Raw genomic sequence first — 24,395 nt, 5'->3', positions numbered from 1 at the left:
TCATTTAGATGCCCTTCAGAGACTGTCGCTTCGGGGGTTCGTTTAAACAAGCGTGTCACAGCGCTGTAGTCCCTGCTCTTAATCGCTTGAATGCGGGAAATCACTGGTCATTGATTGCCTTATGTCCCCTGATCCATCCGGCACCATTAAGTCAGTCCTGCAGGAGCAGCGCGTCTTTCATCCCTCCGCAGAGTTGGCCTCACAGTCGATGGTTGGAAGCCTGGAAGCCTATCGTCGGATGGCAGAGCAAGCCAAAACTGATCCTGACAGTTTCTGGGGTGAAGCCGCTCGCACTGAGCTGGAATGGTTTGAACCCTTTGATAGCGTTCTCGATTGGTCGAATCCTCCCTTTGCGCGTTGGTTTGAAGGAGGCACGACAAATCTTTCCTTCAACTGTCTTGATCGCCATCTCAATGGGCCGAAGGCAAACAAAACAGCCCTGATCTGGGAGGGAGAGCCAGGTGATGTACGGCGCTTCACCTATCGAGAACTTCATGCTGAAGTGTGCAGGGCTGCCAATGCGCTGAAAGCTCTTGGCATTGGCAAAGGTGACCTGGTTGCCCTTTATATGCCAATGGTCCCAGAAGCGGCCATTGCCATGTTGGCTTGCGCCCGTATCGGAGCCCCACATTCTGTTGTCTTTGGTGGCTTTTCCGCTGAAGCCCTTAGAGATCGTTTGGTGGATGGTGAAGCCAAAGCCGTGATCACTGCTGATGGTGGTTTTCGTAAGGACAAGGCCGTTGCCTTGAAGCCGGCAGTGGATGCTGCATTAGCCGAGGGTGCCTGCCCCAGCGTGACGTCGGTGCTGGTGGTGCAACGCACGAAAGAAAGCGTGGTGATGGAAGCTGGTCGAGATCAGTGGTGGCACGAGCTTGTGTCAGCTCAATCGCAAGAGTGCGCGGCGGAACCCATGGCGAGTGAAGATCGCCTGTTTGTGCTCTACACCTCTGGCTCCACTGGAAAGCCAAAGGGCGTTGTGCACAGCACGGCAGGCTATAACCTCTGGGCTCACCTCACTTTCAAGTGGATCTTCGACATTCGCGACGAAGACGTCTACTGGTGCACAGCCGATGTGGGCTGGATCACAGGCCATAGCTACATTGTTTATGGGCCTCTTTCCAATGGGGCGACAACTGTGATGTATGAGGGGGCACCACGCCCATCCAAGCCTGGAGCCTTTTGGGAGCTAATTCAGAAACACGGGATCACGATTTTTTACACTGCACCTACGGCAATTCGGGCATTCATGAAAAGTGGTCGGGCTGTACCCGATCAATACGACATGAGCAGTCTGCGCTTGCTAGGTACCGTCGGAGAACCCATCAATCCTGAGGCCTGGATGTGGTATCGCGAGGTCATCGGTGGTGATCGTTGCCCAATTGTCGACACTTGGTGGCAAACGGAGACAGGTGGGGTGATGATCAGCCCATTGCCTGGTGCGACGCCAACAAAACCAGGATCTGCGACCCTTCCTCTACCAGGCATTGAGGCTGAGGTGGTTGATGCACAAGGCGAGCCAGTAGCCGTTGACGAAGGTGGGTATCTGATCGTGCGACGTCCTTGGCCAGGAATGATGCGCACCGTGCACGGAAATCCTCAACGCTTTAGAGAGAGCTATTGGGAATACTTACGCCCTAAGGATGGCAGTTTCATCTATTTCGCAGGCGATGGAGCTCGTCGAGATGGTGATGGTTATTTCTGGGTGATGGGCAGGGTGGATGATGTGATTAACGTTTCAGGCCATCGTCTTGGCACGATGGAAATCGAATCGGCATTGGTGAGTCACCCGGCAGTGTCTGAAGCGGCAGTGGTTGGAAGACCTGATGACCTTAAAGGTGAAGCGATCGTGGCCTTCGTCACCTTGGAAGGAAGCAGGGAAGTGAGTGATGCTTTGATTCAGGAGCTTCGTGTTCATGTGGGTAAGGAGATCGGCCCCATTGCTCGACCTGATGAGATCCGTTGCAGTGATGCCTTACCCAAGACCCGCAGCGGCAAAATCATGCGGCGTATCTTGCGGGCTTTGGCTGCTGGAGAGGAGGTCAAGGGTGATACCAGCACCCTGGAAGATCGCTCCGTACTGGATCGGCTTAGAGCCTGATCACGACCTCGTTCATGGGCTTGCCCAAGAAGAGATCGTTTCCACCAATTGATTGAGAGTCTCGGCCCGGGCGGAGTCATCCGCCCAGTCGCCGAGAAGGTTCTGCCGTAACCCTGCACTGGCTGGGGTGAGGTGATCGCCTGGAAGATGCAAGCTTTGTGTTGCATCTTCCACTCGCTGCTGGAGACTATGCAAAAGGCTTGGGCTCTGATCAAGGCTGTCATTCCCAAAACTCACCAATAAGTTCTGAGGTTGGTGGTAACTCTCGCGGATCAATCGCAATGTTTCATTGGGGCTTGGGCTGAATTCCGTGTAAAAGCCAAGCTTTGGTGCAAGTTCGCTAAGCATGGGAATCGAACGATCAGCCGTGAAATTGTTGAAGCTCAATGCCACCAAAGCCCTGCTGTTACGACCTCCATCTGGGGCTAGAAGATGCAACTTGCAGCCAAGGCTATGGCCCAAGCGAAGGGGTGTAGGAAGGGCTCCGACTCTGGCCTCAAGTTGTTGTCGACAACGACGCAAATGTTTCCAAGCTTCATTGGCCTGAGCCTGATGGTCGAAGCCTGGCACATAGCCCCAAGCATGAACCGCCAGATTGTGGTCAGCTAAACCTTCAAGCAATCGTCGGTAGCTGAGCTGGGGGCTCGCCGCCAAATAACTGCCCCCCACCATCTCGACCAGTGCGATTGGCTGAGCTGGCCATAGTCCCCAGACGTTGCCGAGGCGTCTCCATCTGGTCATCGTTTCTTTTTGATTTCCTCCACGACGCGACATGCCTCACGCATATGAGCAGGACCATCGAGGAGATTATTAAAAATATGGCGGATTGTTCCTTGGCCATCAATCACGTAAGTAACTCGGCTTGGCAGCATCCCAAGGGTGCGAGGAACTTCAAAGGCTCGCCGCAGTGTGTTGTCCTTGTCGCTCAGTAATGCATAGGGCAGGCCATGTCGTTCTGCAAATTGCCGATGACTGATGTCATCGTCTCCACTCACCCCCCAGACTTCAGAACCGAGTTTCTCAAAAACTGAGTAATTGTCTCGAAAGCTACAAGCTTCGGCTGTACATCCAGGAGTGTCGTCCTTGGGATAGAAAAACAACACGAGTACTTTGCCTTTGAGATCATTACTCCGCCGCTTGTTGCCATTTTGATCAACCAGATCAATGGCAGGAGCCTTATCACCTACTTGAAGGGCCATCCAGAAGCTCGCATCTATGACGCACCCTAGAGAGCCCCTTGATGGGTGCGGGAGAATACAAGCAATCGATCGATGAACTCGGCGTGGGGGAAGCAAAGCAGCATCTCTTTGGAGCTGGTCAGTTGGATCTTCTCCCCGATCTCAATGCAGAAGAGGCAGTTGTCACTCCTTCAAAGGCTGTCACTCCTTCAAAGGCTGTCTCTTTACAGCAACCTCATGCACCAGTAGCACTGCCTTCTTTGCATCGAGAAGCTTTGAGCTCACTGCCAGAGATGCTGCTGATCATCGATACGGAAACCACTGGATTGGATCCGAAGCGAGGACAATGCCTAGAGGTTGGAGCCATCCTTTTCCATGCACCGCAGCGTGCTGTGCTTGCCCAGCATTCCTTTTTGCTACCTGTGGAAAGCAATGCGGCTGAATCAATCAATCGCATCCCCGCAGAGGTCACTCGCTTGGATCAACCTTGGCAACAAGGGCTGGACTATTTCCAAGCCTTACTGGATGCCGCTGATCTGTTAGTTGCTCACAATGCTGGCTTCGATCGTCAGTGGTTTGGAAAGGATCAGCTTCCAGCTGTCTCCAAGCCCTGGCTGTGCACGATGGAAGACATCGCTTGGCCAGTTGATCGTCAGCTTCGTTCGAGGCCTTCTGTAAGAGATTTGGCTCTCGCTTATGGCGTGCCGGTATGGGCCGCCCATCGTGCTCTCACCGACTGCATTTATCTCGCCGAGGTGTTCGCCCGTTGCAAGGATCTCGAAACGCTCCTGCTTCATGGGCTAGAGCCAAGGCGTTTGATGCGTGCCCAGGTGTCTTATGCACAAAGACATTTTGCCAAGGAAGCTGGGTTTCGTTGGAATGATCCAATTCAAGGTGCCTGGACCCGACGCTTAAGTGATCGAGAGGCCGCCAAGCTGGAATTCGAAGTGGTTGCTATTGATCAACAAGAGGAGCAGCCATTGAGTGCATAACGTTGCCTTCAATGGCGTCATCCGTTTGAGAAAAGGTTGAGCTGCCAAACATCCTTGCTCCGAGAGCGTTGAATTCTGATTGATTCCCTTAGTCAAGAGCTGAACTCTCCTAACAGTCTTATCACTTGCTTGCTGCCGCTGTGGCATAAGCGATCAAGCTTGCGAGTTCTGGTTGAAAGGCAATTAGAAAAACTGCACTTACTAAGTAACGACTCTTTGTCTGGGATTAGATCAGCCCTAGGTCACAACCCCATTGAATAGCTATCTACGATTGTTTGTTGAGCCATTCCGTTCCTTCCTGACAAAAACGATGACTCACCAAGCATGTCTACTTAGCTGCCAAAAATCAGGAGAATGCCTAGATGAATAACTTATCGATGGATCCCACTCCACGCTTGGTGAATGGTTCTAGCGCTGCACCTGCCACCCTGCTCTTAGCCCATGGGGCTGGTGCAGCAATGGATAGCCCTTTCATGACAGCGATGGCCAGTGGCTTAGCTGAAGTCGGATGGCGAGTGGTGCGCTTTGAATTCGCATACATGGCTAAACAACGCATTAGTGGCAAACGCTCTCCCCCTGATCGAATGCCGAAATTGAAGCAAGTCTTCCTCGAGCAGGTCGAGAGCGAAGCTGCGCTTCGACCAGTAATCATTGGCGGTAAGTCAATGGGGGGTAGGGTCGCCAGTCTTCTGGCAGATGAACTCTCAGCCAACATGAACGTACTTGGCTGCATCTGCCTGGGTTACCCCTTTCATCCATTAGGGAAGCCTCAGCAGTTAAGAACTGAACATCTTGCCGTGCAAAAAACTCCGACCTTAATTTTGCAGGGCGAACGCGATGGGATGGGTCGACAAGGCGAGGTTGAAAGCTACGATTTGTCGCCAATGGTCTCATTGCAATGGATGCCTGCCGGAGATCACAGCTTCAAACCCACCCGAAACTCTGGACTCACTGAAGCCGACAACTGGACCGCAGCAGTGACTCACTCAAGTAATTTTTGCGAGAGACTGGTAAGCAGCTGAACATCAACAAAAGCCAAAACAATGAACCTGATAACTCACTTATCCATTGACAGAATCTTGCTCATCCTTATGGCTGGTTGTGTTGTGTTGGCGAAAACTACAGAAAAGAGAAAAGGAGGTTAATGATCATGGCTGTGAAGGAAATCCTGCGTATGGGCAATCCTCAACTGAGGCAAGTGTCCAATGTCGTCGATGATGCCTCTGATGAGCTGATCATTTCACTCATCAAGGATTTACAAGACACGGTGAAGGCCCATCAAGGAGCAGGACTCGCCGCACCTCAGATTGGTGTGCCATTAAGAGTGGTGTTGTTTGGTGGAGGAGGCCCTAATCCCCGCTATCCCGAGGCCCCATCGATTCCACAAACAATTCTGATCAATCCTGTCTTAACACCAATCGGCTCTGATCTAGAGGATGGTTGGGAGGGGTGCTTGAGTGTGCCAGGCCTTCGTGGTCAGGTGTCGCGCTGGAGTCGGATTCACTACAGGGCGCTCAATGAAAATGGTTTTGAGATTGAGCATTGCCTTGAGGGCTTCCCAGCAAGAGTTATCCAACATGAATGTGACCACTTAGACGGGGTTTTGTTTCCCGATCGTCTGGTTGACTCTGCCTCATTTGGCTTCACAGGGGATTTAGAAGCTGCTGGCATCATTGCGAAGCTTGCCAGGGCAGAGCAAAAAGCATCACAACAGAGCAGATCAGATTGAAAGATTAAATCTTATTCTTAAAGAGACAACGCACCATCATTAGCCAAGAGCTAAACAGTGACAATGGTCAACATGAGGCTATTAATATGGACAGTTTTTGTATTTATCATGATGCTAGAAGTTGCTCCTAACGATGGCCAAATTCTTGTGGGAACCTTTTCTGGATTATTGATCGGACTGTTAGTGCACACGCTTAAAAGCTTAGACAAAGCACAGTAAGATGAGAAATCAACAACTGCTGACGACTTAGGAGTGACTAAATCCAGAGAACAGCTTGAACAATGGATGAGTGAGACCAACTCCCTCCTCCACAAAAGGCTGAGGAATAGAGCAATAAAGCGACGTACTCTACGCGCCTTGACATTAACTAGTTTTATCCTGATCGTTGCGACAGAAATCGCACCTAATGCCGATGGGCAAGTTGTCTTAGGCGCTTTTCTTGGCATCGCCCTATACCACTTTTCTATTGAATTAGAAAATTTAAAGGACAGCAAGTAAAACCATCACTACTGGCTTGGGCTATCAACAACTGCTCCATATGCCACTATACACATAAAACTCCACTAATTATAGACAAATCAACAACAGCAACTGAATTGTTAGCAAAGAATGTCCTGTTGCCGTAAAAACCTGCCAACTGGTCATGCAGGCAGGCAATACAAAAATACAGACGGCCAACAGAAAGGCATCTCTGAAGACCTATGCGTCATTTCTATCGGCCTGATTGACTATCATCAAAGTGGAATCATCAGCTTGCTGATCTATCAGAAACAAGCATCGCAATCAGCACATTAAGTCAGATTCAAGTGGGAACTTTTTTGCAAGCATAACATCTACTTTCGATCACCTTGATAAAGATCATTCAATTTCGCAACAACTGATTGTTATAATTTATCTTTTTTGATGGCCAGCAAATCACTTACATTTGACTTCCCTTGCGGAGCAGGGTTCATTTTTTGCAAGTACTCCTTGGTGGACTCCCAAAACAAAGCTCCAAATTCTTTTGAATGCTTAAGCCGCTCAGCCACTTTTGAATGAATATCCTCGTCATTCAGCAGAGGGTGGGTATCCGTGGGTTCAGCAGAAATGTCAATGATGGTTTGATCAGGTGTATCGGGCATAGCAAGAGAAAGAGAAAAAGTTCCCTATGTACTGGACATCTCAAGTTTTAATATCAGCTCACCTTTCTTAAGCCCTTTGGCTTCTATGCCTCGATCCTCGGCTTCCTTCCGTAGTTGAGTGAACAGCATTTTCGATAATAGGTATCTCGAAGTGTTTGGATAGGGTGCAGGCGCAGGCAAAAATGTGAACGCATCCTCCATAAGAGACCAGGTAGCTGGAGTGGTCCCACCCCACGCCTTCTTGAGATCCTTCCCCTCCGCCCAGTAAATACGATCCTCATCAGAAATAATCTTACGAGCGGTTTTCAAAGCATCAAGAGTGCTGACTTTCACCTTGCCTGGCTCAATAGGAAGACGAAGTAATTGGAGTAAATGGAGGCACAGAGGCGCCCCAAGCTGAACCCTAAAATTAGAAAACCCAGGCTATACCAAGGGAAAGTAAGTGGGGCCAAGGAGACTCGAACTCCTGACCCCCTGGATCCCATGCGTCTAAACCTCTCGCTCTCTTCCCAGGCATAGACTCGCAAAAGCATTGCAGCACAATGGTTTCGAGAAATGCACCATTCACTTGCATGGGCAACACCCATACAAAAAATCAAACTAAAATTATAGTTTGAATTGTTTATTTTTTGAACACAATGCAAGGATCATCAAGTTCTCAAGACCAAACTATCTAAAGGCATTTGTAAATCCTGGAATTTTTGTTGCCGAGTACGCAGCTTTAAATCCACTAACTTTTAGTTGCACCCATAGATCCCAAACATTGGGAAATTGACGAAGACAAAAAGCAACCGGCCATCTTAGAGCCTCCTGAGAACTAATACGAGCAATCCTTCGTCATTCACTGAAATCCTATTTTCTTGTCAAATAGTTAAAATAATGAGACTGCTTCAATCGCAATATTATATGCCCACAAATAGCGAGAATTATTTCGAAGTATCTCTCTTAGTTACTCTTCAAAGAGGCTTGGAAAATGACTCATGAGTTTGTTCTGGAATCAATGTATCCTTATCATCATCTGGCTTTTAAACCGCGTGGCGGATCTCAGAACTATCAAGCAACTATCAGCGGATGGTCACCATCAAGAATGCATCCAAGCATGTCAGGAAGCTTTTCAAGTCGAACCGGAGCAGGCAATTGTTTACAAATACGCCGGAAAATCTTTCTTGGCTCTTGGCCAAATAGAACAGGCTCAAAAGCTTTTGATCAAATCTCATCAGCTCGACAAGTCAGACCCTGAAACAACAAAGGATATTGGCAACTCATATCTACAACTTCAAGATATAGCCAATGCACGAAAATGGTATCAAGCATCACTAGTAATCAACAAGGATTATGCTCCAGCTATCAACAATATCGCTAATCTAGACAGCCAGTCAGGTAATCACAACAGTGCACTAGAACTTTTCAAGCAAGCCATTGCAGCTGATCCAAATCTTTTCCCAGCTTTATTAGGAGCAGCTTCTAGTGCAATCGCCATAAATCAACCAGACAAAGCCATTGCTTTTGCAATAAACGCACTTGAGATCAGCCCAAACACCCTGAAGGCTCACGAGCTACTAGGAATCGCATACCAAAACACTGGTCAGCAGGAAAAGGCTATTGAGCACTACAAAAAAGAAATTTCAAGAAACTCAGCCGCTTCCGCATCAATGGTCAATTTAGGAGTTATTTTATTACAAAGAAAAGAAGCAGCAGAATCGATCAAGCTTCTCAAGCAAGCATCAGTAATAGCCCCAAATGAGCAAATCTCTCTTCTGCTAGCACAGGCTTATCAAAATCAGCAACAGTGGTCTGATGCTATCAGTGAATATGAGAAACTAAATTTAGGAGCAGCTCATAACAAACTAATACCCTACAACTATGGGCTCTGCCTAATAGAGGCTGGCGTAAGTGACAAAGCAATTGCCGCTCTTGAAACAGCAATCAAACTAGACAAAGACTTTGTTGAAGCATGGCGGAATATCGGAGTAATTCATAAAAGAGAAGGTCGTATTAAAGAAGCAATAGAAGCAACAAAAAAAGTTATTTCTCTAGATCCAGACAACGTCTCAGCCCACATGAACCTGTGTAGTATCTACACAGGTATTGGTGAGCTAGACCAAGCCCTAAAGATAACAAGAAAATCCTTATTTCTCAAACCTGACAATGTCGATACTTACATCAACTTGTGCGTTATATACAAAGAGCTCGGCGAACTTGAGAACGCACTAGCGGCAACACTAAAGTTATTAGAATTGCAATCAGACAAAGCCGAGACTTACATTAACTTGGCCCTCATATACAAAGATTTGGGCAAACTGGATAAAGCACTAGAGGCAACCCTTAACTCCTTGGAGATCAAACCTTGCAATGCTAATGCCTACATTAACCTGGGCAACATCTATCAAGATCTTGGCAAGCATGAGGAAGCACTAGAGTCAACAGTTAAATCCTTAGAACTAAAACCTGACAACGCCTGTGCCATCAATAACTTACATAAATTGACAGAAGAGTACTCACCAACTGAGAATAATATGCCCCTTCTCAAGAAAGCTTATGAGATACTATTGAAAAATGAGAACATTTCTCATCGCCGTCTATCAAAGATCTTCATTCATATATATATGAAGACATTTCAGGCAGCAATGGATTTAGAGGTAATCATCTCAACCAGCAATTCCCCGCTGAATGAACTCGCTGCAGACTGGCGTCTAAAAAAATCACTAGAACTACTGATCCCATCAAATCCCGAAATCGAAATTTTTCTCACTCGTTTCAGAAAAGAGCTTCTTCTATTAGCTTCAAAGGGTAAGTCTATTCCGGACAATCTAAAACCGCTTTCAGAGGCTCTAGCAACTCAATGCTTTCTCAATGAATATGCTTACGCACAATCCACAGAGGAAAAGGATCTACTCAAGAAGTTAATAAATTTGGCCCAGCAAAGCCAACAGAGATTCAATCAAGACCTAGCTATCATTGCGTGCTACTTGCCAATATACAAACTAAATATCAACCGAGAGTGGTTGAAAAAGTTTCCCATCACCAGCGAAGAGAGAAGAACTCTCATCCGGACTCAGTTTCAAGAGCCGTTAGAAGAAGAGAAACTAAAAAGTTCATTTCAAACGCTTTCAATCATTGACAACACAGTTTCAGCCAAGGTCAAAGCAATGTATGAACAGAACCCATATCCGAGATATCGTTTTGCCAATTTTACAAATAAATGCTTTGCTTCCAATATTTCACACTTCATCAAACTAGAAACTACAAAACAACATATTACTTTTTCAAAAGAATTAACAAACAACAATTCCTATCCAAAAGTTCTAATCGCAGGTTGCGGAACTGGCCAGCAACTTATCCATGCAAGCCGGTACATGAATGCTCAAATCACAGCAATCGACCTAAGCAGCTCGAGCCTGGCATATGCGATGAGGAAGTCAGAAGAATATGGAATGAAGAATATTGATTTTAAAATGATGGATCTTTTACATGTTGGAAATCTAGACGAAATTTTTGACGTTATTGAATGCTCTGGCGTGCTTCATCACATGAGAAATCCCGCACAAGGGCTATCAGAATTGAATAAAATTTTAAAGCCCGATGGCTACATCAAGATTGGCTTATACAGCGAATTAGCCAGGCAACAAATCGTAAAAGCCCGAAACGAAATCAATCGATTAAATATCAAAAGCACTCCAGAAGGGATTAGAGACTTTCGAAACCAAGTTCTACAAGGCAATATAGAGGGACTATACGGAATAGCTCAATTTGCACTTGACTTTTACTCACTCTCAGAGTGCCGAGATATGTGCTTTCATGTTCAAGTGCATCTATTCACTACTGAATCACTTCAAGCACTCCTTGATAATCACGGATTTGTTTTCTGTGGATTTATACTCCCAGAATCAATTCTCAAAGCCTATAAAGAGCAATTCCCAGATGATAGCGACATGACTAGTCTAAATAACTGGGGTAGATTTGAGGAGCAGCAACCAACAACATTCTCAGGCATGTATCAATTCTGGGCTTACAAGCCTTCTTAGATCAGTTCAGATGCTTGGGATATGGAGATCCCGCAGCTATACAAACGCTCGGCAATGTCAACCAATTGCTGAGCTTCAACAGTTAAGAACTAGCTGCACTGTTCAAAAAGGAGTTCCTTTTGATGTGGGGCGATGGTCCAGGAGGGGCAAAAGACAGTCTGCTTGGATTAAGCAAAAATGCGCCTGTTGTTCAGACTGCAAAGGTTGGTGACACCCGAATTGAATTGCTCTTTGCTCCACACGCGAAACGACAAAAAATAAACGGCATACACTTCATTGCCAAGCAAATAGAAACATCAAAACAAAGCATAGATATGGCCTTATTCATCTTTTCTTCATAAGCTTTGGCTAACAAGCTACGGGAGCAGGTGCAAAGCGGTGTGAAGATACGATTAATCGCCGACCCTAGCTTTGCTAGCCGTTCCTATTGAGAAGTACTGGACTTATTAGGAGTTGCCCTTCCAGATCACAGTTGCAAGCTGTAAGTAGGCAACAAACCATTCGCAGTCCCTCTAGAAGGAAAGAGTAGGCACAACGAGACTGGCCAACGGAGACAAACTGCACCACAAGTTTGCGGTAATCGACAACAAAAAAGTGATCACAGGTTCATTTAATTGGAGCCCTGCTGCAGCTCACACCAACGATGAAACACTGGTGGTGATTCATTCACCACTGCTCCACAATCACTTCACCCGCGAAATGGATCGATTGTGGCGTGGTGCTTAAGTGGGATTACGGCTCGGATGCAGCGCAAGCTGGAACGGCAGCATTGATTGCGTTATCTCCTTGCGTAGGGCTGCGTGATTTTCAATTGACGCCCCCTCCATTTAGGTTCTTCTGGAGTGCCTTAATCAAGGTGGCCTCCCAGCCCTCAAAATCGCTAGCGGTAGGCCGTTGTTCGTGGTTCACCAGGCCGCCAACATCAAAGGCGACTTCATAGGGGAAGGCCGCATCAACCGGCTTAGGACAAATCGTCCAACGGAATGCGGCCCGCAGAACATTCACAACAGCTGGATCTGGTGTGCCATCAGCTTTGGTGTAGGTCTTCTCGATGAAATCAAGCCATTGGGGGCACTCCGCTTCCGGCTCGTTGTTGAACGGGAAACAAAAGGTGAGCCAATCCGTTTGACTATGACCAGGCAACAGTTGATTAGTGGTTAGATCAAAAGTGCCGTTAGCAAAGGTCACCAGATTTGGGTTATCCCATTTCCTGGTCTCTAAATAGGCCGTGATCTGGTCATGGATTGAGTTCATGCGGCCATTGCCACGGGTATGAAAGTCGTGTTCATCCATCAGCTGATGGATAGGCCTCATGAGGGGATTGCGGTCTTCCATCCTGCTCCAGTGGGTGCCAATCCACTCGTACGTGCCAAACGATGGATGTTCAGCGTAGTGCTCTTTTAAGACCGTGCTGAATGTTGTAGCGATGTAGTGAATTTTGTTGGGCTCTGGAGTCCAGGTAAAAGTAAAAAAGTACTTTTTCTTCTTTTTATCCCAGTGCCATTCACCAGAATGGTTGCGCAATCTTGACCAGCCGGTGATAAGCCTCGAGCCCGTGACGCACGATGAAATCATCAGCGCCATTTTTGTCTCCATTCAGTTCACAAGGAAGTTGAACGACTATGGGAATAAAAGGCTGACCAGCTTGATTCGCGAGCCAAGTGCAAAGTGCAACGAGTGCTGCTTGAATCTTCGGCTTGAGAGTCAGATCTGAGTCAAAAACTATATACACATCTCGTTTCCAATCAATTACCTCTAGCTCAGGAAGTGGCTGTGATTTTCTCGATCTCTGGTCTTTCCAACACCAAATACCAGACAAACCAATGGTTGGAACGTGGTTGAAATTCAAACAATCAGTCTTCTTCTCTCCCTCAGTGATGAATACGTTCCCCACTGTTCCAAGGTGGCCTTTCGGGAAGAGTGGGCTGATGAAATAAGATCGGCACCAAGCTTTTGCAGAACTGAGGTACTTAGGAGATCCTTCCTTGAATCCGCGTGGCTTCAGGCGATAAAAGTTCTTGCCGTTGTGCTGATAAGGATTGCCATCAGGGTCGCGGGACGGAACAACCCACCCCTCCTGTTCATGTCCAGTAAGTTGCTTTGCCTCTTGAGCAGTGACGCTGCAGTAGCCGAGTCGATCATGGATCTCTGGAGGTAGCCCAGAGTCAACAAGCTCCTGAACAAGTTCGGGATCATTGGTCATGATTACTCCCCATAACTTTCATCGAGGGATGCCCAAACACTGCGGATCCAGATCGCAGCCGCAATCACGCTGGCTTCATCAAGTCCGCCTCGTTCTGAGGACAGCGCAACCAAACAACGGGCAATGTGCGACATTGTTTCTCTGCCATGACCAGCAAAGGGATCAGGATTTATCCCTTTCTCCTGTGCTTCCAAATCCGTCTCGCACAGGCCTTAAAGCACCAAGTCCTGTGCGCTAGTCATTGGATGAAGGACATGCTCCTGAAATAGAATAAATAAATCGACATCGGGGCTTTCGCTATTGCTGTAGCGAGGGTCTTTTTTTTGCACGATCACCCCTCCTTACGAACCCGAAGGCCGTTCTGATTAAAAGCATCTCGGCAATTCTGAACGTTCCATACCAAAGGAGAATTTCGATATGGACCGAGAACATAGTCACGGCCAATCTCCAAGAAACCTCCATTGCTCTCACGACGACGGTGAAGCGTGTCAGGGCTGACTCCCAATTGCAAAGCAGCAAAAGAAGTCCTCATCCATTCGGAAATAATTAAAAACAGGTTGTGTCTATTACTCGCCGGAACCACTTCAGCCAATACTGGAGCCAACAGTGACAACTGCCGAGATGAATCTGAGCCGGCTTTGGACGCCGCCGACAAAAATTTTGAGGCTTACTGGGGTGTTAGTACCCTGTTAAAGTAACTGCTAAAACCCTACTTGCTGCCTGTCTCAGGTGCAAGCACTGACAAATACAATATCAGAATAATAAATATACTATTTAATTAGAATTAATATACATGATTGACTTACACCTTAAGAGCTCCTCGGAGGGCGTTAGAGCCAAAACCCACCAGAGAAACCCATTCCGCCCCAAAGCAGTTTTCACACCAAAAATCACACCAAACAGCGGTATCGCCCGCCGGAGCGCTAAGGCCAAACATTAAAAAACCCAGCCAGAGACTGGACTTTGTTCAATGGAGCCAAGGAGACTCGAACTCCTGACCCCCTGCATGCCATGCAGGTGCTCTACCAGCTGAGCTATGGCCCCATAAACGCCGGTAACACTGGGCTCGTACCGCCATCAAAACAGAGCTTACAACGGCAAGGCCTCAAACCTGACGCCAAACAGCCACGAGCTTGCCCTGCACCTGCACCTGATCGGCTGGTAGCTCAATCGGCTCATAGGCAGTATTGGCAGCCTCAAGTCGCACCGAAGCGCCGTTGCGGTGAAAGTGCTTCAGCGTGGTGCCACTTCCGGGCACAAGTGCACTCACCACCGTTCCATCTCGCAGCCGCGAAGGCTCAGGCACTGGCTCCATCAGAACCACATCGCCATCTGCAATGTAGGCATCCACCATCGAATCACCATTCACGGTGAGCGCAAACAGGCCACGGGTCTCCAAAACTGGTGCAAGATCTAAGCGCTCCTGAACATCATCAAACGTCTCCACCAAACCACCAGCGGCAACTGCCCCCAACACGGGGATACCGGACACCAACCCACCAAGCAGCTGCAAGGTACGCGCCTGCCCTTCCTGCCAAGTAATCCATCCCTTCTGCTGCAAATGTCGAAGCCGGCTCTGCACCGGCGCTGGTGAGCGCAGACCCATGGCCTGCATCATCTGTCGAATCGAAGGGCTGTGGTGATGGCTGCTGATGTAATCGGCCAACCAGTCATAAAGCTCCTGCTGGGCAGAAGTAAGCAACTCAGGAGAAGAGGCAGCCAATGGCAACGCATTAATTCATCAATACATGTGTACCCATAGGCGCTGAATCTGGCAAGGGTTTAAACACCAAACAGTGCAGCCGCAAGAAGATCCTGAGTTGACCAGAGTGCTCAAAACCGAAAGCAGCAATCCAGCCTGGAACTAGAGACCACCAAGCACGGCCGCAAGCAAAGCTTGCTGAACATGCAAACGATTTTCAGCTTGATCGAAGATTCGACTGGCCTCACCTTCCATCACGCCTGAACTGATCTCCTCCCCTCGATGAGCCGGCAGGCAGTGCAACACGATCGCGTCGGGATCTGCCTGAGCAAGCAAATCCTCATTGAGACAGAAACCACGAAAGGCCTCTTCCCGCTGCGACTGTTCCTGTTCCTGTCCCATCGAGGCCCAAACATCGGTGTACAAAGCCTGCGCTCCTCGCACTGCATCAACTGGATCTGTCATCACTTCAATACGAGCATCAGCCACTGCCAAGTTGCGGGCCTGATCAATCACCTCAGGTAGAGGTTCAAACCCCTGCGGGCAGCCAATCCGAACGTTGACCCCCAAGAGAGCGCCGCAGAGCATCAAAGAATGTGAGACGTTATTACCATCGCCCACATAGGCCAAGGTCTGACCGGTTAATGAGCCGAGAGCCTCTTGAATCGTTAGGAAATCAGCCATTGCCTGACAGGGATGCTCCAAATCAGTCAAGGCATTGAGCACCGGAATCGAAGCCCAATGGGCGTAATCCAGTAGTTCCTGCTGCGCAAAGGTCCGCACCGCCATCACATCACAGAAACGACTCAACACTCTCGCCGTGTCTTCAAGGGGTTCGCCCCGGCCCAATTGGGTCACCTGAGGATTGAGATCCACCGTTTGCCCGCCAAGGCGTGCCATCGCGACCTGAAAGCTCACTCGTGTGCGCGTCGATGCCTTGGTAAAAATCAATCCGAGCACTCGATTTCCCAAATCAATGCGGCGATTACCGCTCTTGAGCTGGCGGGAAAGCTCAAGCAAGGCAACCGTCTGCTCCGCAGTGAAATCAGCGCAGGAGAGAAAGTCTCGACCCTTGAGGTCAGCAAGGACGGCTGCAACACCTTGGGGATTGTCAGCCATTAGGGGAGCTTCAAAGAGTCTTTATCGGAGACCAGCCTCCCTGCCGTCAAGCCTTCAGGCAATAACAACACCTCTAGGGAGAGCGCTGGAATCGAGCATCTCGATCAGCTCATCGCCTTCGATCACTTCCTTTTCGAGGATCTTCTGGGCGATGGTCTCCAGCAAGGTGAGGTTATGCCGAAGAATCGCAAGGGCACTCTCATGACCTTGATCCACCAAACTCCTCACCTCCTTATCGATGGCCTGAGCAGTGGCATCACTCACAACTCGGCGTGGATTGTTGTTACCACCAAGGAAACGCCCCCCACCTTGCTTGTCATAAGCCAGAGGACCCAAAATATCGCTCATCCCATATGTCCCCACCATCTGCTCAGCAAGGTCAGTAGCGCGCTGTAGATCATTAGCAGCACCAGTGGTGATCTTGCCAAACACGATTTCTTCTGCTGAACGCCCTCCTAACAAAGTGGCAATCTGACCTTCAAGGTCTTGCTTGGAATTGAGGAAACGCTCCTCAGTAGGCAACTGCAAGGTGTAACCAAGAGCACTCATCCCCCTTGGCACGATTGAAATCTTGGCGACCTTGCTGCCTCCAGGCATCAGGTGTCCAACGATGGCGTGCCCAACCTCGTGATAGGCCACAACCTTCTTCTCGTCATCCTGGAGCACTCGGCTCTTCTTCTCAAGGCCTGCCACAACTCGCTCGATGGCTTCGTTGAGATCTTGCTGTTCAACCTCTTTTCGCTTGCCACGAGCTGCCAACAAGGCCGCTTCATTAACCATATTGGCCAGATCAGCTCCAGCAAAACCGCTGGTCGCCTGAGCGATGCGGTCTAAATCAACCCCTTCCGCCAATTTCACTTTCTTGACATAGATCTCGAGAATCGTCTTGCGGCCAGAGAGGTCTGGGCGGTCCACAAGGACCTGTCGGTCAAAACGACCAGGCCGGAGCAGGGCTGCATCAAGGACCTCGGGCTGGTTGGTCGCGGCCAACACGATGACGGGCTTATCGGTGGACGAGAAGCCATCCATTTCCGTGAGCAGCTGGTTAAGGGTCTGCTCACGCTCATCGTTGCCTCCTACGACACCCATTGAGCCAGAACGGCTCTTACCAATGGCATCGAGTTCATCGATGAAGATGATGCAAGGAGCCTTTTTCTTGGCCTGCTCAAAGAGGTCCCTCACGCGGGCCGCACCAGCACCGACAAACAGCTCGACAAACTCCGAACCAGAAATAATAAAGAAGGGAACCTCTGCCTCCCCAGCAACGGCCTTGGAGAGCAAGGTCTTACCGGTACCAGGTGGGCCCACAAGCAGCACACCCTTAGGTATGCGCGCACCTATTTCTGTATATCGCTCAGGTGTTTTGAGAAAATCAACGATTTCAGTTAGCTCATCCTTGGCCTCATCGACCCCTGCCACATCGGCAAAGGTGACTCTGGACTCTTCATCAGGCACATAAACCTTCGCCTTGCTCTTCGTGAAACTAAGAGCTCCCTGGGCACCACCACCACCCATGGAACGCCTGGCAAAAAACTGCAGTACAAGGATGAAGATCAGCGGGGGCACAACCCAGCTGAGGATGGTGGAGAAAACATTGGGCTTCTTAGGCGGAGCTGCTGCAAATTCAACTCCTTTGCTTTCCAAGCGTTGGGGCAGATCCATATCGAAGATCGGCGTCGTGGCCAGCAACGACGGTGCTCCCTCCTCAGGATTGGCCAGTTCGTAACGGATCTGATCCTGAGTGATGAAGGCCCGCTTCACGGCGCCATCGTCAACCTGATCAATAAATAGTGAGTAGGGAACCCTCGGCACCTGTGCAGCAGGATTGGGTAAGAAGCTGCTGAAAAGCAACAAAACACCGAAACCGATCAACACCAAATTGACGATGCCAAAGCGTCGATTCGGTTTGTTGTCATCCTCACGGATAGCCATCGAAAAAAATTGATTTCCGGGCTGTCACGCTAAGAGGATCAATCTGCAAGCGCTTGCCTTTACTGGTGTGAGAACCGAACGTCACCACAAACGAAACGCTGCTGGCTGCCTTGAAGACATCAATGCATCGTTGTCAGTAGCTACTAAGACAAAGCCTTTTTGTTAAGGGTTTTTAGGAGTTCACTGCCAATCAAAGGCACTTACTTATTTCCCCCAAACCAAGCCATTAACTGCCATCTGAATACTAGTGAAACCGATGCTGCAAAGGCAGTTTCAAGGCAACCAACGACACCCCTAGGGCAAAAAGAGAATCTTGTAGTGCATTGGCACCACAAGTCTTGATGTCAGCCCGCTTCTGAAAAGCTCTGCCTGAACAATCAATTTAGTTTCTGTAGAAGCAAGACATTTTCTTTAGCCATTAGAGCAAACCAATACCATGAAGGTATTTTCTCTCAGGCAATTGCGCCTAAGCGATGCAACTTAGGTGCTTTATTATTATTAATCAAACATTCAACCCCCAAGAAAGTGGGCTAGGGTTCATTAAACAAAAGGGAGGTATTCGCTTCACCGTGAAAACCTAAACCGCGCCTGGCTACTACCGCAACCAATCGGCTGCATTCTCCTGCAGGCATTCACAAATCCATGTCCTGCAGCGACAAGGCAACCCCAATAAGGTAATTTCTCACGGGCGTGTCTATAGCGAGTAAATGCTGATATCTCTCTGCATGAATATCAAGAATAGAAGTCATCTTGACTTCTCAGAAAGGCCAGTATCGATACAAACTTTAGGCGTTGAAGCATCAACAGGTCGACCCTGAAGTCCATTGATCTACGCAACGAAAAAACTCACCGCCATGAAGTACCATCCATTCTACGTAAGCGCAAAAGGCGGGACAATTCAGTGTTTCGAGGGCGACAGAGGACGCCTGTTTCGAGTTTGCTCAAGATCTCAATGCCTTTATTGCGAAGGGCTGCACTCAGCAAAATCACATCTTGACTGTTTAGAGAGCTCTAAAGGTCTTCCTGCAATGCTGCTGCCTCCATCTTCTCCTCTACAGCCAGATGAGCTATGGCCATATCCACCACTTGCCCTGCTGATGGATACGGCAACAAACGTCTTAATCGAGAACGACTCTGCCAGCCCTTCAGGTATCACTGAAAACACGAAGTCAAATCATGAGTTTTCATTAGAATCAGAGCAAACTTGGGATGCTGTTGAGACTTACTTTGAATGCATTTCAACCTGCTCACTTGATGACGGCGAATGTCTCACCACCTGTGTTGAGCAGCTAAGAGAGGCTGACGAGTAAGCAAATTACATATCTCGACCATCTATCAACGCAAACAGACAAAGCAGATCAACCAAAAGGCCTTATCAGACACAATCAAGCCCTGGGAGCGAGAGAGGAACCATGTGTGGCTGCTATAGCCTCACCACCCCAAGGGACACTCTGCGAAAGGTCCTGGCGCCTTGGCTAGCCAACAGCTCTTCGTCAACATGGCTAAGCCACTACGTCCCTCGCGCTGAAATCCACCCAGGCGAGCCTGTGCTCGCGCTAAGAGAGCATCAAAGACATGCGGATGTAACCCATTTCCTTTGGGGCTTTTTGGCCAGCTGGGTGAAAGATCCCTGGCGAGGCCCAAGGCCAATCAACGCTCGTGCCGAAACCATTGCGGAGAAGCCATCTTTTCGCTCAGCTTGGCGTCATCACCGCTGCCTATTACCTAGCGATGGTTTTCATGAAAAAGGGCAACGCATTCATCGGTGCAATGGTGAACCGTTCTGGCTGGCGGGGCTCTGGGATCACTGGATCGGGCCCGATGGCAGCGAAGTAGAAACCTGTTGCGTCATCACCACTCGCGCCAATGCCTTAGTGCGTCCACTGCACACGCGGATGCCTGTCATCGTGCCAAATGGCTTAGAAGAGGCCTGGCTGGAAGAAGGGGATGCCACCCACTTGCATGCACTTGAAAGCTTGCTTAACCCTTGGGATCCACATGATTGGTGTGTGAGCCGAGCTCCCAACATGGCTTCAAGGACCAACCCAAATCAATTACAGCTGTTCTGATTGACAAAAGAAAACTGATAGGAATCAACCATATAAACCGACGCATAAGTATTAACTTTAATCAGTTCAACAGCTGCTAGGACAAACAATCAAAGAGAGTCAATAGCAACAATGAAAACAAAGCGTAGCAAGCGCAATAACTGAGTTAGATAGATATTGATTACAAACATAGCAACAACAGCGGGAAACAACTTTGAGGATCAAATAGAATCAACGAATTAGGATGAACACTGACTCTGCATATAACGATATATTTTGCCATAACCCACACTAGGGTTTGCATCATAAAGCAACTGGAAACAACTAAATTCTTGACCCCAGAAAAACAGCAGCAAAGTCAAATCGTGTGAAATCATTTTCATAGGATCCATGTCCCGATGTTTCTTGTGCCTTTCAAAGGAAGTAACGATCACAGGCATAGAAACTTTCTAAAGCATCAATTAACTGAGAATTAAGATCACCACGACTCAATATCAAGAAGGAATCATCGTCATAATCTTTTTTAACATCTTCGACCTTTTATTGTATAGATTGAACAGTGCCATGATGCCAATGTTTCACCAACTCGCCGATCTGGTTCATCGCTAAAATCGCATGACAGAGAAACCGAAAGAGTGATCGAACATCGCTACATCATCCTTCCAGCTGATCAACAGAGCAAATGCGTCCATCGTCAAGAAATTGGGTCCAAAGCCGCCAGTCATGCAAGAAACGGAGATCTTCGCTAACAAAGAGTTAACGATGCCTTCAAAGAATATCTATACTTGCTCTAAACAAAAGCCCTACCGAAACCAATACGATATAAAGTCTCTCAAAACCAAAAAAATACTCCAAGCTAGTACCGAAGCCTTATACAAGCTGTGATACGGAGTCTCTCAGGGCTATTGTGAAAAAGTTCATGACTCAAATCGAATAATCATCTAAACCGTTTCTTCTCACCAAGCAGGTGCTTGACAAACGCATCGATACACTCAGCATTTTATGAGCTGATTGTTTCAGGTGACTACTACACCACGGCAACGAAAACATCAATATCGAGACAGGCTTTATCGCCTCTTGCTCGCTTTTACCCTGTTGCTATTGGCAAGCTTTGCGATACCGCAAGTTTATTGGCCTGCTCCAATTTGCTATTCAGTAATCGCAATCCTTATCACCAGGTTGCTGGCGAGAAAAGTCAAACACCATGTCTGGAGAGAACGGCTCTATCAATGGCTGGGATGGGCAGCATTACTGAGCCTATGGTTCTGGCTACTCACGCCAAGTCACTGGACCTACAGCGGTATTCCCCTGATATGGAGCTGGATTTTGTTCGTGGGCTGGAGCTTAATTCGACTGATTAAACAGCTGAGTCGTGAGCGCCAAGTCAGCGAAATGGTTTTGATGGGAGCAGCTGCTGGATACTTACTCTTAGGAATCAGCGCCGGCCTTGTGATGAATGCCTTGTATACGGTTGAACCCAACAGCTTTGCGCTTCTGGATTTACCCAACCAAGCCATCACCAGCAACAATCACAGCGTACTGAATACGCCTCATAAATTTGCCGAGATCAACTACTTTGCCTTCGTGTGCCTAACCACCGTTGGCTTCGGGGGGATCAAGCCGATCCTGCCCGCAGCAAGGATAGTGAGCGTTTCCACCAGCATTGTTGGCCCTCTTTATCTAACGCTAATGATGGGTGCTCTGATCAGCCGGTTTTCAAATAATCCAAACAATCAAATACAACAAACCAAATCAAACCAGAAAGGACCCCCGCCTTAAGCAAGCAAGAGCTCTTAGTATTAGAATTAATTTGATCACACTTTCCAAGAATTCCGTTGTCGACAAAAGGACTTTAATGCAAAGCAAATGCAACTTCAACGGAACAGGTCAGATCAATTAAATGATTCCATAAAAATCTAACTCATCTCAACCAAACCTTCTACTACTCTTAAGCAAAGATGGCTAAAGTACATTCGTTACAACAAAATGAAGCTTTTGACACGGGCAGTCTCATTAGACAATTGTAAATTTTACAGGGATTGCAATTATTACAAGAAACACCAATGACAAGCAGAGTTAACTAAATGATCCGACATAAGATTGACGACAATTTGCTCGATTGCAAGGTGAAGTTCTTCGAAGAACGCCGTCGGCTTATTGAAGCATTCTACAATGATACATTACCCTACTCTGAGGTATTAGAAGGCAAGAGAGATAGCATGGATATTGTAAAAGCAAAGATTGTAGAGGTATTCCTTGAAGACATTAAAGAATTAAAGTCAGAAATGTCTAGACAGACAAAGGGCCAAGAGCTTAACAAAGGCAAGGCCATTGACTTCACTAAGCTAGTAAAAGATCAAGCCATGCCAAGATCACTACTGAAATGATTAATTAAATATTTTGCGGCAAAGATTTATTCACTGCTAAAAATACTAGCCTATTAAAATCAACAAACCTGGAGCCAAGACTTCAAGGGATTAAGGCTCCAATGTATCTCAAATATTCATAACGTAAGGCGTAGATTTCAACATATTGATTACAAGATGAAGCTAATAATCCAATCGTCACCCAACTGTTGAAATTGCCCAGATTCGAGCACTAGCACCTGGTTCATTCTGGTAAAACCAAGATCAGCTAATGGCGTTCTTGCAGGCAAGCCACCCAACAGCTTGGGAGCCACCACCACCGCCAATTCTTGAACACAGTCTTGCTGCAGGGCTGAGGCTGCTAAGCCTGGCCCGCATTCCCACAGCACACGATTGCAGTCTTGTTGAGCTAAGGCCTGCAGCAACTCAAGCGGTTCAGAGGCAGGCAAAGCAAGTAGCTCAGGCCCCTCAGGCAAATGAGCCAACTGTTCATGGCCAGGCTCTAGGCCATGTGCAACCAGGGTCTGAGCCACTGCAGTGTTCCAAAGCTGAGCTTGTTGAGGCAAATCAAGACTGCGACTCAGCACCACCCGCTTTGGTTCGGGGTCAGAGTGCCCACGACTGGTCAACAACGGATCGTCCGCACGCACAGTGCCGCCGCCAACGATCACAGCATCACATTGGCCACGTAAGCGATGCACCCAGCGACGCGCTTCACCACCACTGATCCACTGACTGGCGCCATTGGGCAAAGCCGTGCGTCCATCGAGGCTCATCGCCCATTTGAGAATCCCCCAGGGGCGCCCAGTAGAAACACGATGAACAAAAGCCCGGTTCTGATGTGCTGCTTCCGGCTCCAACACAGCAGTAATCACCTCCAGCCCGGCATCACGCAAACGAATGATGCCGGCTCCAGCAACACGAGGGTCTGGGTCCTGCATTGCAACCACAACTCGGCGAAGTCCAGCAGCGATGACGGCCTGCGTGCAGGGAGGCGTGCGGCCTTGATGGCAACAGGGTTCCAAAGTGACCACCAGGGTTCCACCGCTGGCCTGTTCACCAGCTTGTGTGAGAGCGCCTACCTCAGCATGGGGCTCACCAGCACATGCATGGAACCCCTCTCCCACAAGCTTTCCAGACTTGTCTAGAACAACAGCCCCAACAAGAGGGTTAGGACTCGTGCGACCATCTGCGAGCGCAGCCAACTGCAACGCCCGCCGCATCCATGGCAGCCAAACAGCACTTGCAGAGGGGTTGACGTTCATCAACTATTGAGAAGCCTGCGGCAATGAACGCCACTCGCCGACGACATAAGGAGGCACAGGCAGTTCAGTAAACACACCGGCGAGCTGCAAGCGCAGCGGGCGATTGTTGGTCAAATCATCCAGCAAAGGGTTGAGATCGAATTCTGCTGCTGCTTCACGGCCATCCTTCGCCAATTGCGGACTGGCCATTGTGATGTCATCCAAGGCCCAGTCGCGGCGACCGGCATGCACGAGCAGTGCGGTTGGATGATTGAGACGAACCTTGCCGGGATAACCAACAATCCTCAACACCACTGGCTCACCAGGAGGGCCCTGGCGGTAAGCCACCACCTGCCAACTGTGATACTCAAGATCACGCAGGGTCTCAAAGCTGCGTACAAATAAAGAACTTTCATCACTTTCATTGGTCAACACCTGCGCCTGGGCAAGAGATGGGCTGAACAGCAACAGCACAACGGCCACAAAGAAGCAAGCCAAAGCCCTCTTCAGTATGAAAAGGCCAGGCCATCGATGCGATGCAGAACTCCCTGCGCTGGCCATGACCTCAAAGAAGGTCTTCACAGCGTATGCAAAAAACCATCGCTGCCGATAGGACATCCCTCACAGACTGGCGCCAC

At 48.5% G+C, this 24,395-nt stretch carries 24 protein-coding genes and 1 tRNA gene; 12 read left to right on the top strand and 13 right to left on the bottom strand.

All coding sequences use genetic code 11. The features are described from left to right. Nucleotides 1-121 precede the first annotated feature (121 nt). The gene (gene acs, locus SIB80_RS05765; RefSeq protein WP_011129768.1) at nt 122-2,098 is read left to right on the top strand and encodes an acetate--CoA ligase; all 1,977 of its coding nucleotides are present in this window, start codon (nt 122-124) and stop codon (nt 2,096-2,098) included. 12 nt (nt 2,099-2,110) lie between these two features. On the opposite strand, the gene SIB80_RS05760 is transcribed toward acs, so the two are convergent. Beyond that, nucleotides 2,111-2,839 carry a DUF1350 family protein gene (locus tag SIB80_RS05760; RefSeq protein WP_063418800.1) on the bottom strand — a complete coding sequence of 243 codons (729 nt, stop codon included), beginning with the start codon at nt 2,837-2,839 and terminating at the stop codon, nt 2,111-2,113. Next, entirely contained in the window at nt 2,836-3,297 is a 462-nt protein-coding gene (locus tag SIB80_RS05755; RefSeq protein ID WP_063399568.1) for a peroxiredoxin, read from the bottom strand. The genes SIB80_RS05760 and SIB80_RS05755 overlap by 4 nt, the downstream gene beginning before the upstream one ends. A gap of 41 nt (nt 3,298-3,338) precedes the next feature. Between SIB80_RS05755 and SIB80_RS05750 the strand changes: the two genes are divergently transcribed. The 4 genes from SIB80_RS05750 (at nt 3,339) to SIB80_RS05735 (ending at nt 6,495) form a co-directional block, all read left to right on the top strand. Beyond that, nucleotides 3,339-4,268 (top strand): 3'-5' exonuclease, encoded by a 930-nt coding sequence (locus SIB80_RS05750; RefSeq protein ID WP_063418799.1) that lies wholly within the window; start codon nt 3,339-3,341, stop codon nt 4,266-4,268. Nucleotides 4,269-4,630: 362 nt separating this feature from the next. Beyond that, nucleotides 4,631-5,290: an alpha/beta family hydrolase gene (locus tag SIB80_RS05745; RefSeq protein WP_063418798.1), complete on the top strand. Its 660-nt coding sequence runs from the start codon at nt 4,631-4,633 to the stop codon at nt 5,288-5,290. Nucleotides 5,291-5,418: 128 nt separating this feature from the next. Then, nucleotides 5,419-5,997 carry a peptide deformylase gene (locus SIB80_RS05740; protein WP_063418823.1) on the top strand — a complete coding sequence of 193 codons (579 nt, stop codon included), beginning with the start codon at nt 5,419-5,421 and terminating at the stop codon, nt 5,995-5,997. 252 nt (nt 5,998-6,249) lie between these two features. After that, on the top strand, nt 6,250-6,495 hold the full coding sequence (locus SIB80_RS05735) for a hypothetical protein (RefSeq protein WP_063418797.1): 246 nt from the start codon (nt 6,250-6,252) through the stop codon (nt 6,493-6,495). 386 nt (nt 6,496-6,881) lie between these two features. On the opposite strand, the gene SIB80_RS05730 is transcribed toward SIB80_RS05735, so the two are convergent. Then, on the bottom strand, nt 6,882-7,118 hold the full coding sequence (locus SIB80_RS05730; protein ID WP_063418795.1) for a hypothetical protein: 237 nt from the start codon (nt 7,116-7,118) through the stop codon (nt 6,882-6,884). A gap of 980 nt (nt 7,119-8,098) precedes the next feature. On the opposite strand from SIB80_RS05730, the gene SIB80_RS05725 reads away from it, so the two are divergent. The 3 genes from SIB80_RS05725 (at nt 8,099) to SIB80_RS05715 (ending at nt 11,869) form a co-directional block, all read left to right on the top strand. Further along, nucleotides 8,099-11,143: a tetratricopeptide repeat protein gene (locus SIB80_RS05725; RefSeq protein ID WP_413351809.1), complete on the top strand. Its 3,045-nt coding sequence runs from the start codon at nt 8,099-8,101 to the stop codon at nt 11,141-11,143. A gap of 122 nt (nt 11,144-11,265) precedes the next feature. Continuing rightward, nucleotides 11,266-11,484 carry a hypothetical protein gene (locus SIB80_RS05720; protein ID WP_063418829.1) on the top strand — a complete coding sequence of 73 codons (219 nt, stop codon included), beginning with the start codon at nt 11,266-11,268 and terminating at the stop codon, nt 11,482-11,484. 253 nt (nt 11,485-11,737) lie between these two features. Then, nucleotides 11,738-11,869, top strand: coding sequence for a phospholipase D-like domain-containing protein (locus SIB80_RS05715; protein ID WP_328585567.1), 132 nt, complete (start codon nt 11,738-11,740; stop codon nt 11,867-11,869). An 81-nt stretch (nt 11,870-11,950) separates the two neighbouring features. On the opposite strand, the gene SIB80_RS05710 is transcribed toward SIB80_RS05715, so the two are convergent. The 8 genes from SIB80_RS05710 to ftsH form a co-directional block, all read right to left on the bottom strand. Next, a complete protein-coding gene (locus SIB80_RS05710; RefSeq protein ID WP_074160115.1) occupies nt 11,951-12,667 on the bottom strand; it encodes a hypothetical protein in 717 nt (238 codons plus the stop codon). After that, nucleotides 12,648-13,346, bottom strand: coding sequence for a DUF3854 domain-containing protein (locus tag SIB80_RS05705; RefSeq protein ID WP_063418831.1), 699 nt, complete (start codon nt 13,344-13,346; stop codon nt 12,648-12,650). The genes SIB80_RS05710 and SIB80_RS05705 overlap by 20 nt, the downstream gene beginning before the upstream one ends. Before the next feature lie 2 nt (nt 13,347-13,348). Further along, nucleotides 13,349-13,480 carry a hypothetical protein gene (locus SIB80_RS05700; RefSeq protein WP_255454336.1) on the bottom strand — a complete coding sequence of 44 codons (132 nt, stop codon included), beginning with the start codon at nt 13,478-13,480 and terminating at the stop codon, nt 13,349-13,351. Between the two features lie 197 nt (nt 13,481-13,677). Then, complete coding sequence (locus SIB80_RS05695; RefSeq protein WP_205909631.1) at nt 13,678-13,959, bottom strand: hypothetical protein; 282 nt, start codon at nt 13,957-13,959, stop codon at nt 13,678-13,680. 358 nt (nt 13,960-14,317) lie between these two features. Beyond that, nucleotides 14,318-14,390, bottom strand: a tRNA-Ala gene (locus SIB80_RS05690). 61 nt (nt 14,391-14,451) lie between these two features. Beyond that, the gene (gene lexA / locus SIB80_RS05685; protein ID WP_011129759.1) at nt 14,452-15,075 is read right to left on the bottom strand and encodes a transcriptional repressor LexA; all 624 of its coding nucleotides are present in this window, start codon (nt 15,073-15,075) and stop codon (nt 14,452-14,454) included. 135 nt (nt 15,076-15,210) lie between these two features. After that, nucleotides 15,211-16,167, bottom strand: a complete 957-nt coding sequence (gene argF / locus SIB80_RS05680; RefSeq protein ID WP_063418833.1) for an ornithine carbamoyltransferase — start codon at nt 16,165-16,167, stop codon at nt 15,211-15,213. Nucleotides 16,168-16,221: 54 nt separating this feature from the next. Next, on the bottom strand, nt 16,222-18,099 hold the full coding sequence (gene ftsH / locus SIB80_RS05675) for an ATP-dependent zinc metalloprotease FtsH (RefSeq protein WP_063418835.1): 1,878 nt from the start codon (nt 18,097-18,099) through the stop codon (nt 16,222-16,224). 1,028 nt (nt 18,100-19,127) lie between these two features. Here ftsH and SIB80_RS05670 point away from each other — a divergent pair. From SIB80_RS05670 to SIB80_RS05655, 4 genes are all read left to right on the top strand, one after another. Beyond that, on the top strand, nt 19,128-19,409 hold the full coding sequence (locus tag SIB80_RS05670) for a hypothetical protein (protein ID WP_063418837.1): 282 nt from the start codon (nt 19,128-19,130) through the stop codon (nt 19,407-19,409). 102 nt (nt 19,410-19,511) lie between these two features. Next, nucleotides 19,512-20,168, top strand: a complete 657-nt coding sequence (locus SIB80_RS05665) for an SOS response-associated peptidase (RefSeq protein ID WP_063418839.1) — start codon at nt 19,512-19,514, stop codon at nt 20,166-20,168. Between the two features lie 999 nt (nt 20,169-21,167). After that, complete coding sequence (locus SIB80_RS05660; protein ID WP_063418841.1) at nt 21,168-21,926, top strand: potassium channel family protein; 759 nt, start codon at nt 21,168-21,170, stop codon at nt 21,924-21,926. Between the two features lie 347 nt (nt 21,927-22,273). After that, complete coding sequence (locus SIB80_RS05655) at nt 22,274-22,534, top strand: hypothetical protein (protein WP_169246911.1); 261 nt, start codon at nt 22,274-22,276, stop codon at nt 22,532-22,534. 149 nt (nt 22,535-22,683) lie between these two features. Here the strand turns inward: SIB80_RS05655 and ribD are convergent, their stop codons facing one another. After that, nucleotides 22,684-23,778 (bottom strand): bifunctional diaminohydroxyphosphoribosylaminopyrimidine deaminase/5-amino-6-(5-phosphoribosylamino)uracil reductase RibD, encoded by a 1,095-nt coding sequence (gene ribD, locus SIB80_RS05650; protein WP_063418845.1) that lies wholly within the window; start codon nt 23,776-23,778, stop codon nt 22,684-22,686. 3 nt (nt 23,779-23,781) lie between these two features. Then, entirely contained in the window at nt 23,782-24,318 is a 537-nt protein-coding gene (locus SIB80_RS05645) for a DUF3122 domain-containing protein (protein ID WP_236076880.1), read from the bottom strand. Nucleotides 24,319-24,395 lie beyond the last annotated feature (77 nt).

The organism is Prochlorococcus sp. MIT 1327, assembly GCF_047304785.1.
GTDB classification, from domain to species: Bacteria; Cyanobacteriota; Cyanobacteriia; order PCC-6307; family Cyanobiaceae; genus Prochlorococcus; species Prochlorococcus marinus_D.
The sequence above is the reverse complement of the archived record's forward strand: the minus strand, read 5'-3'. Positions and strand labels throughout refer to the sequence as shown.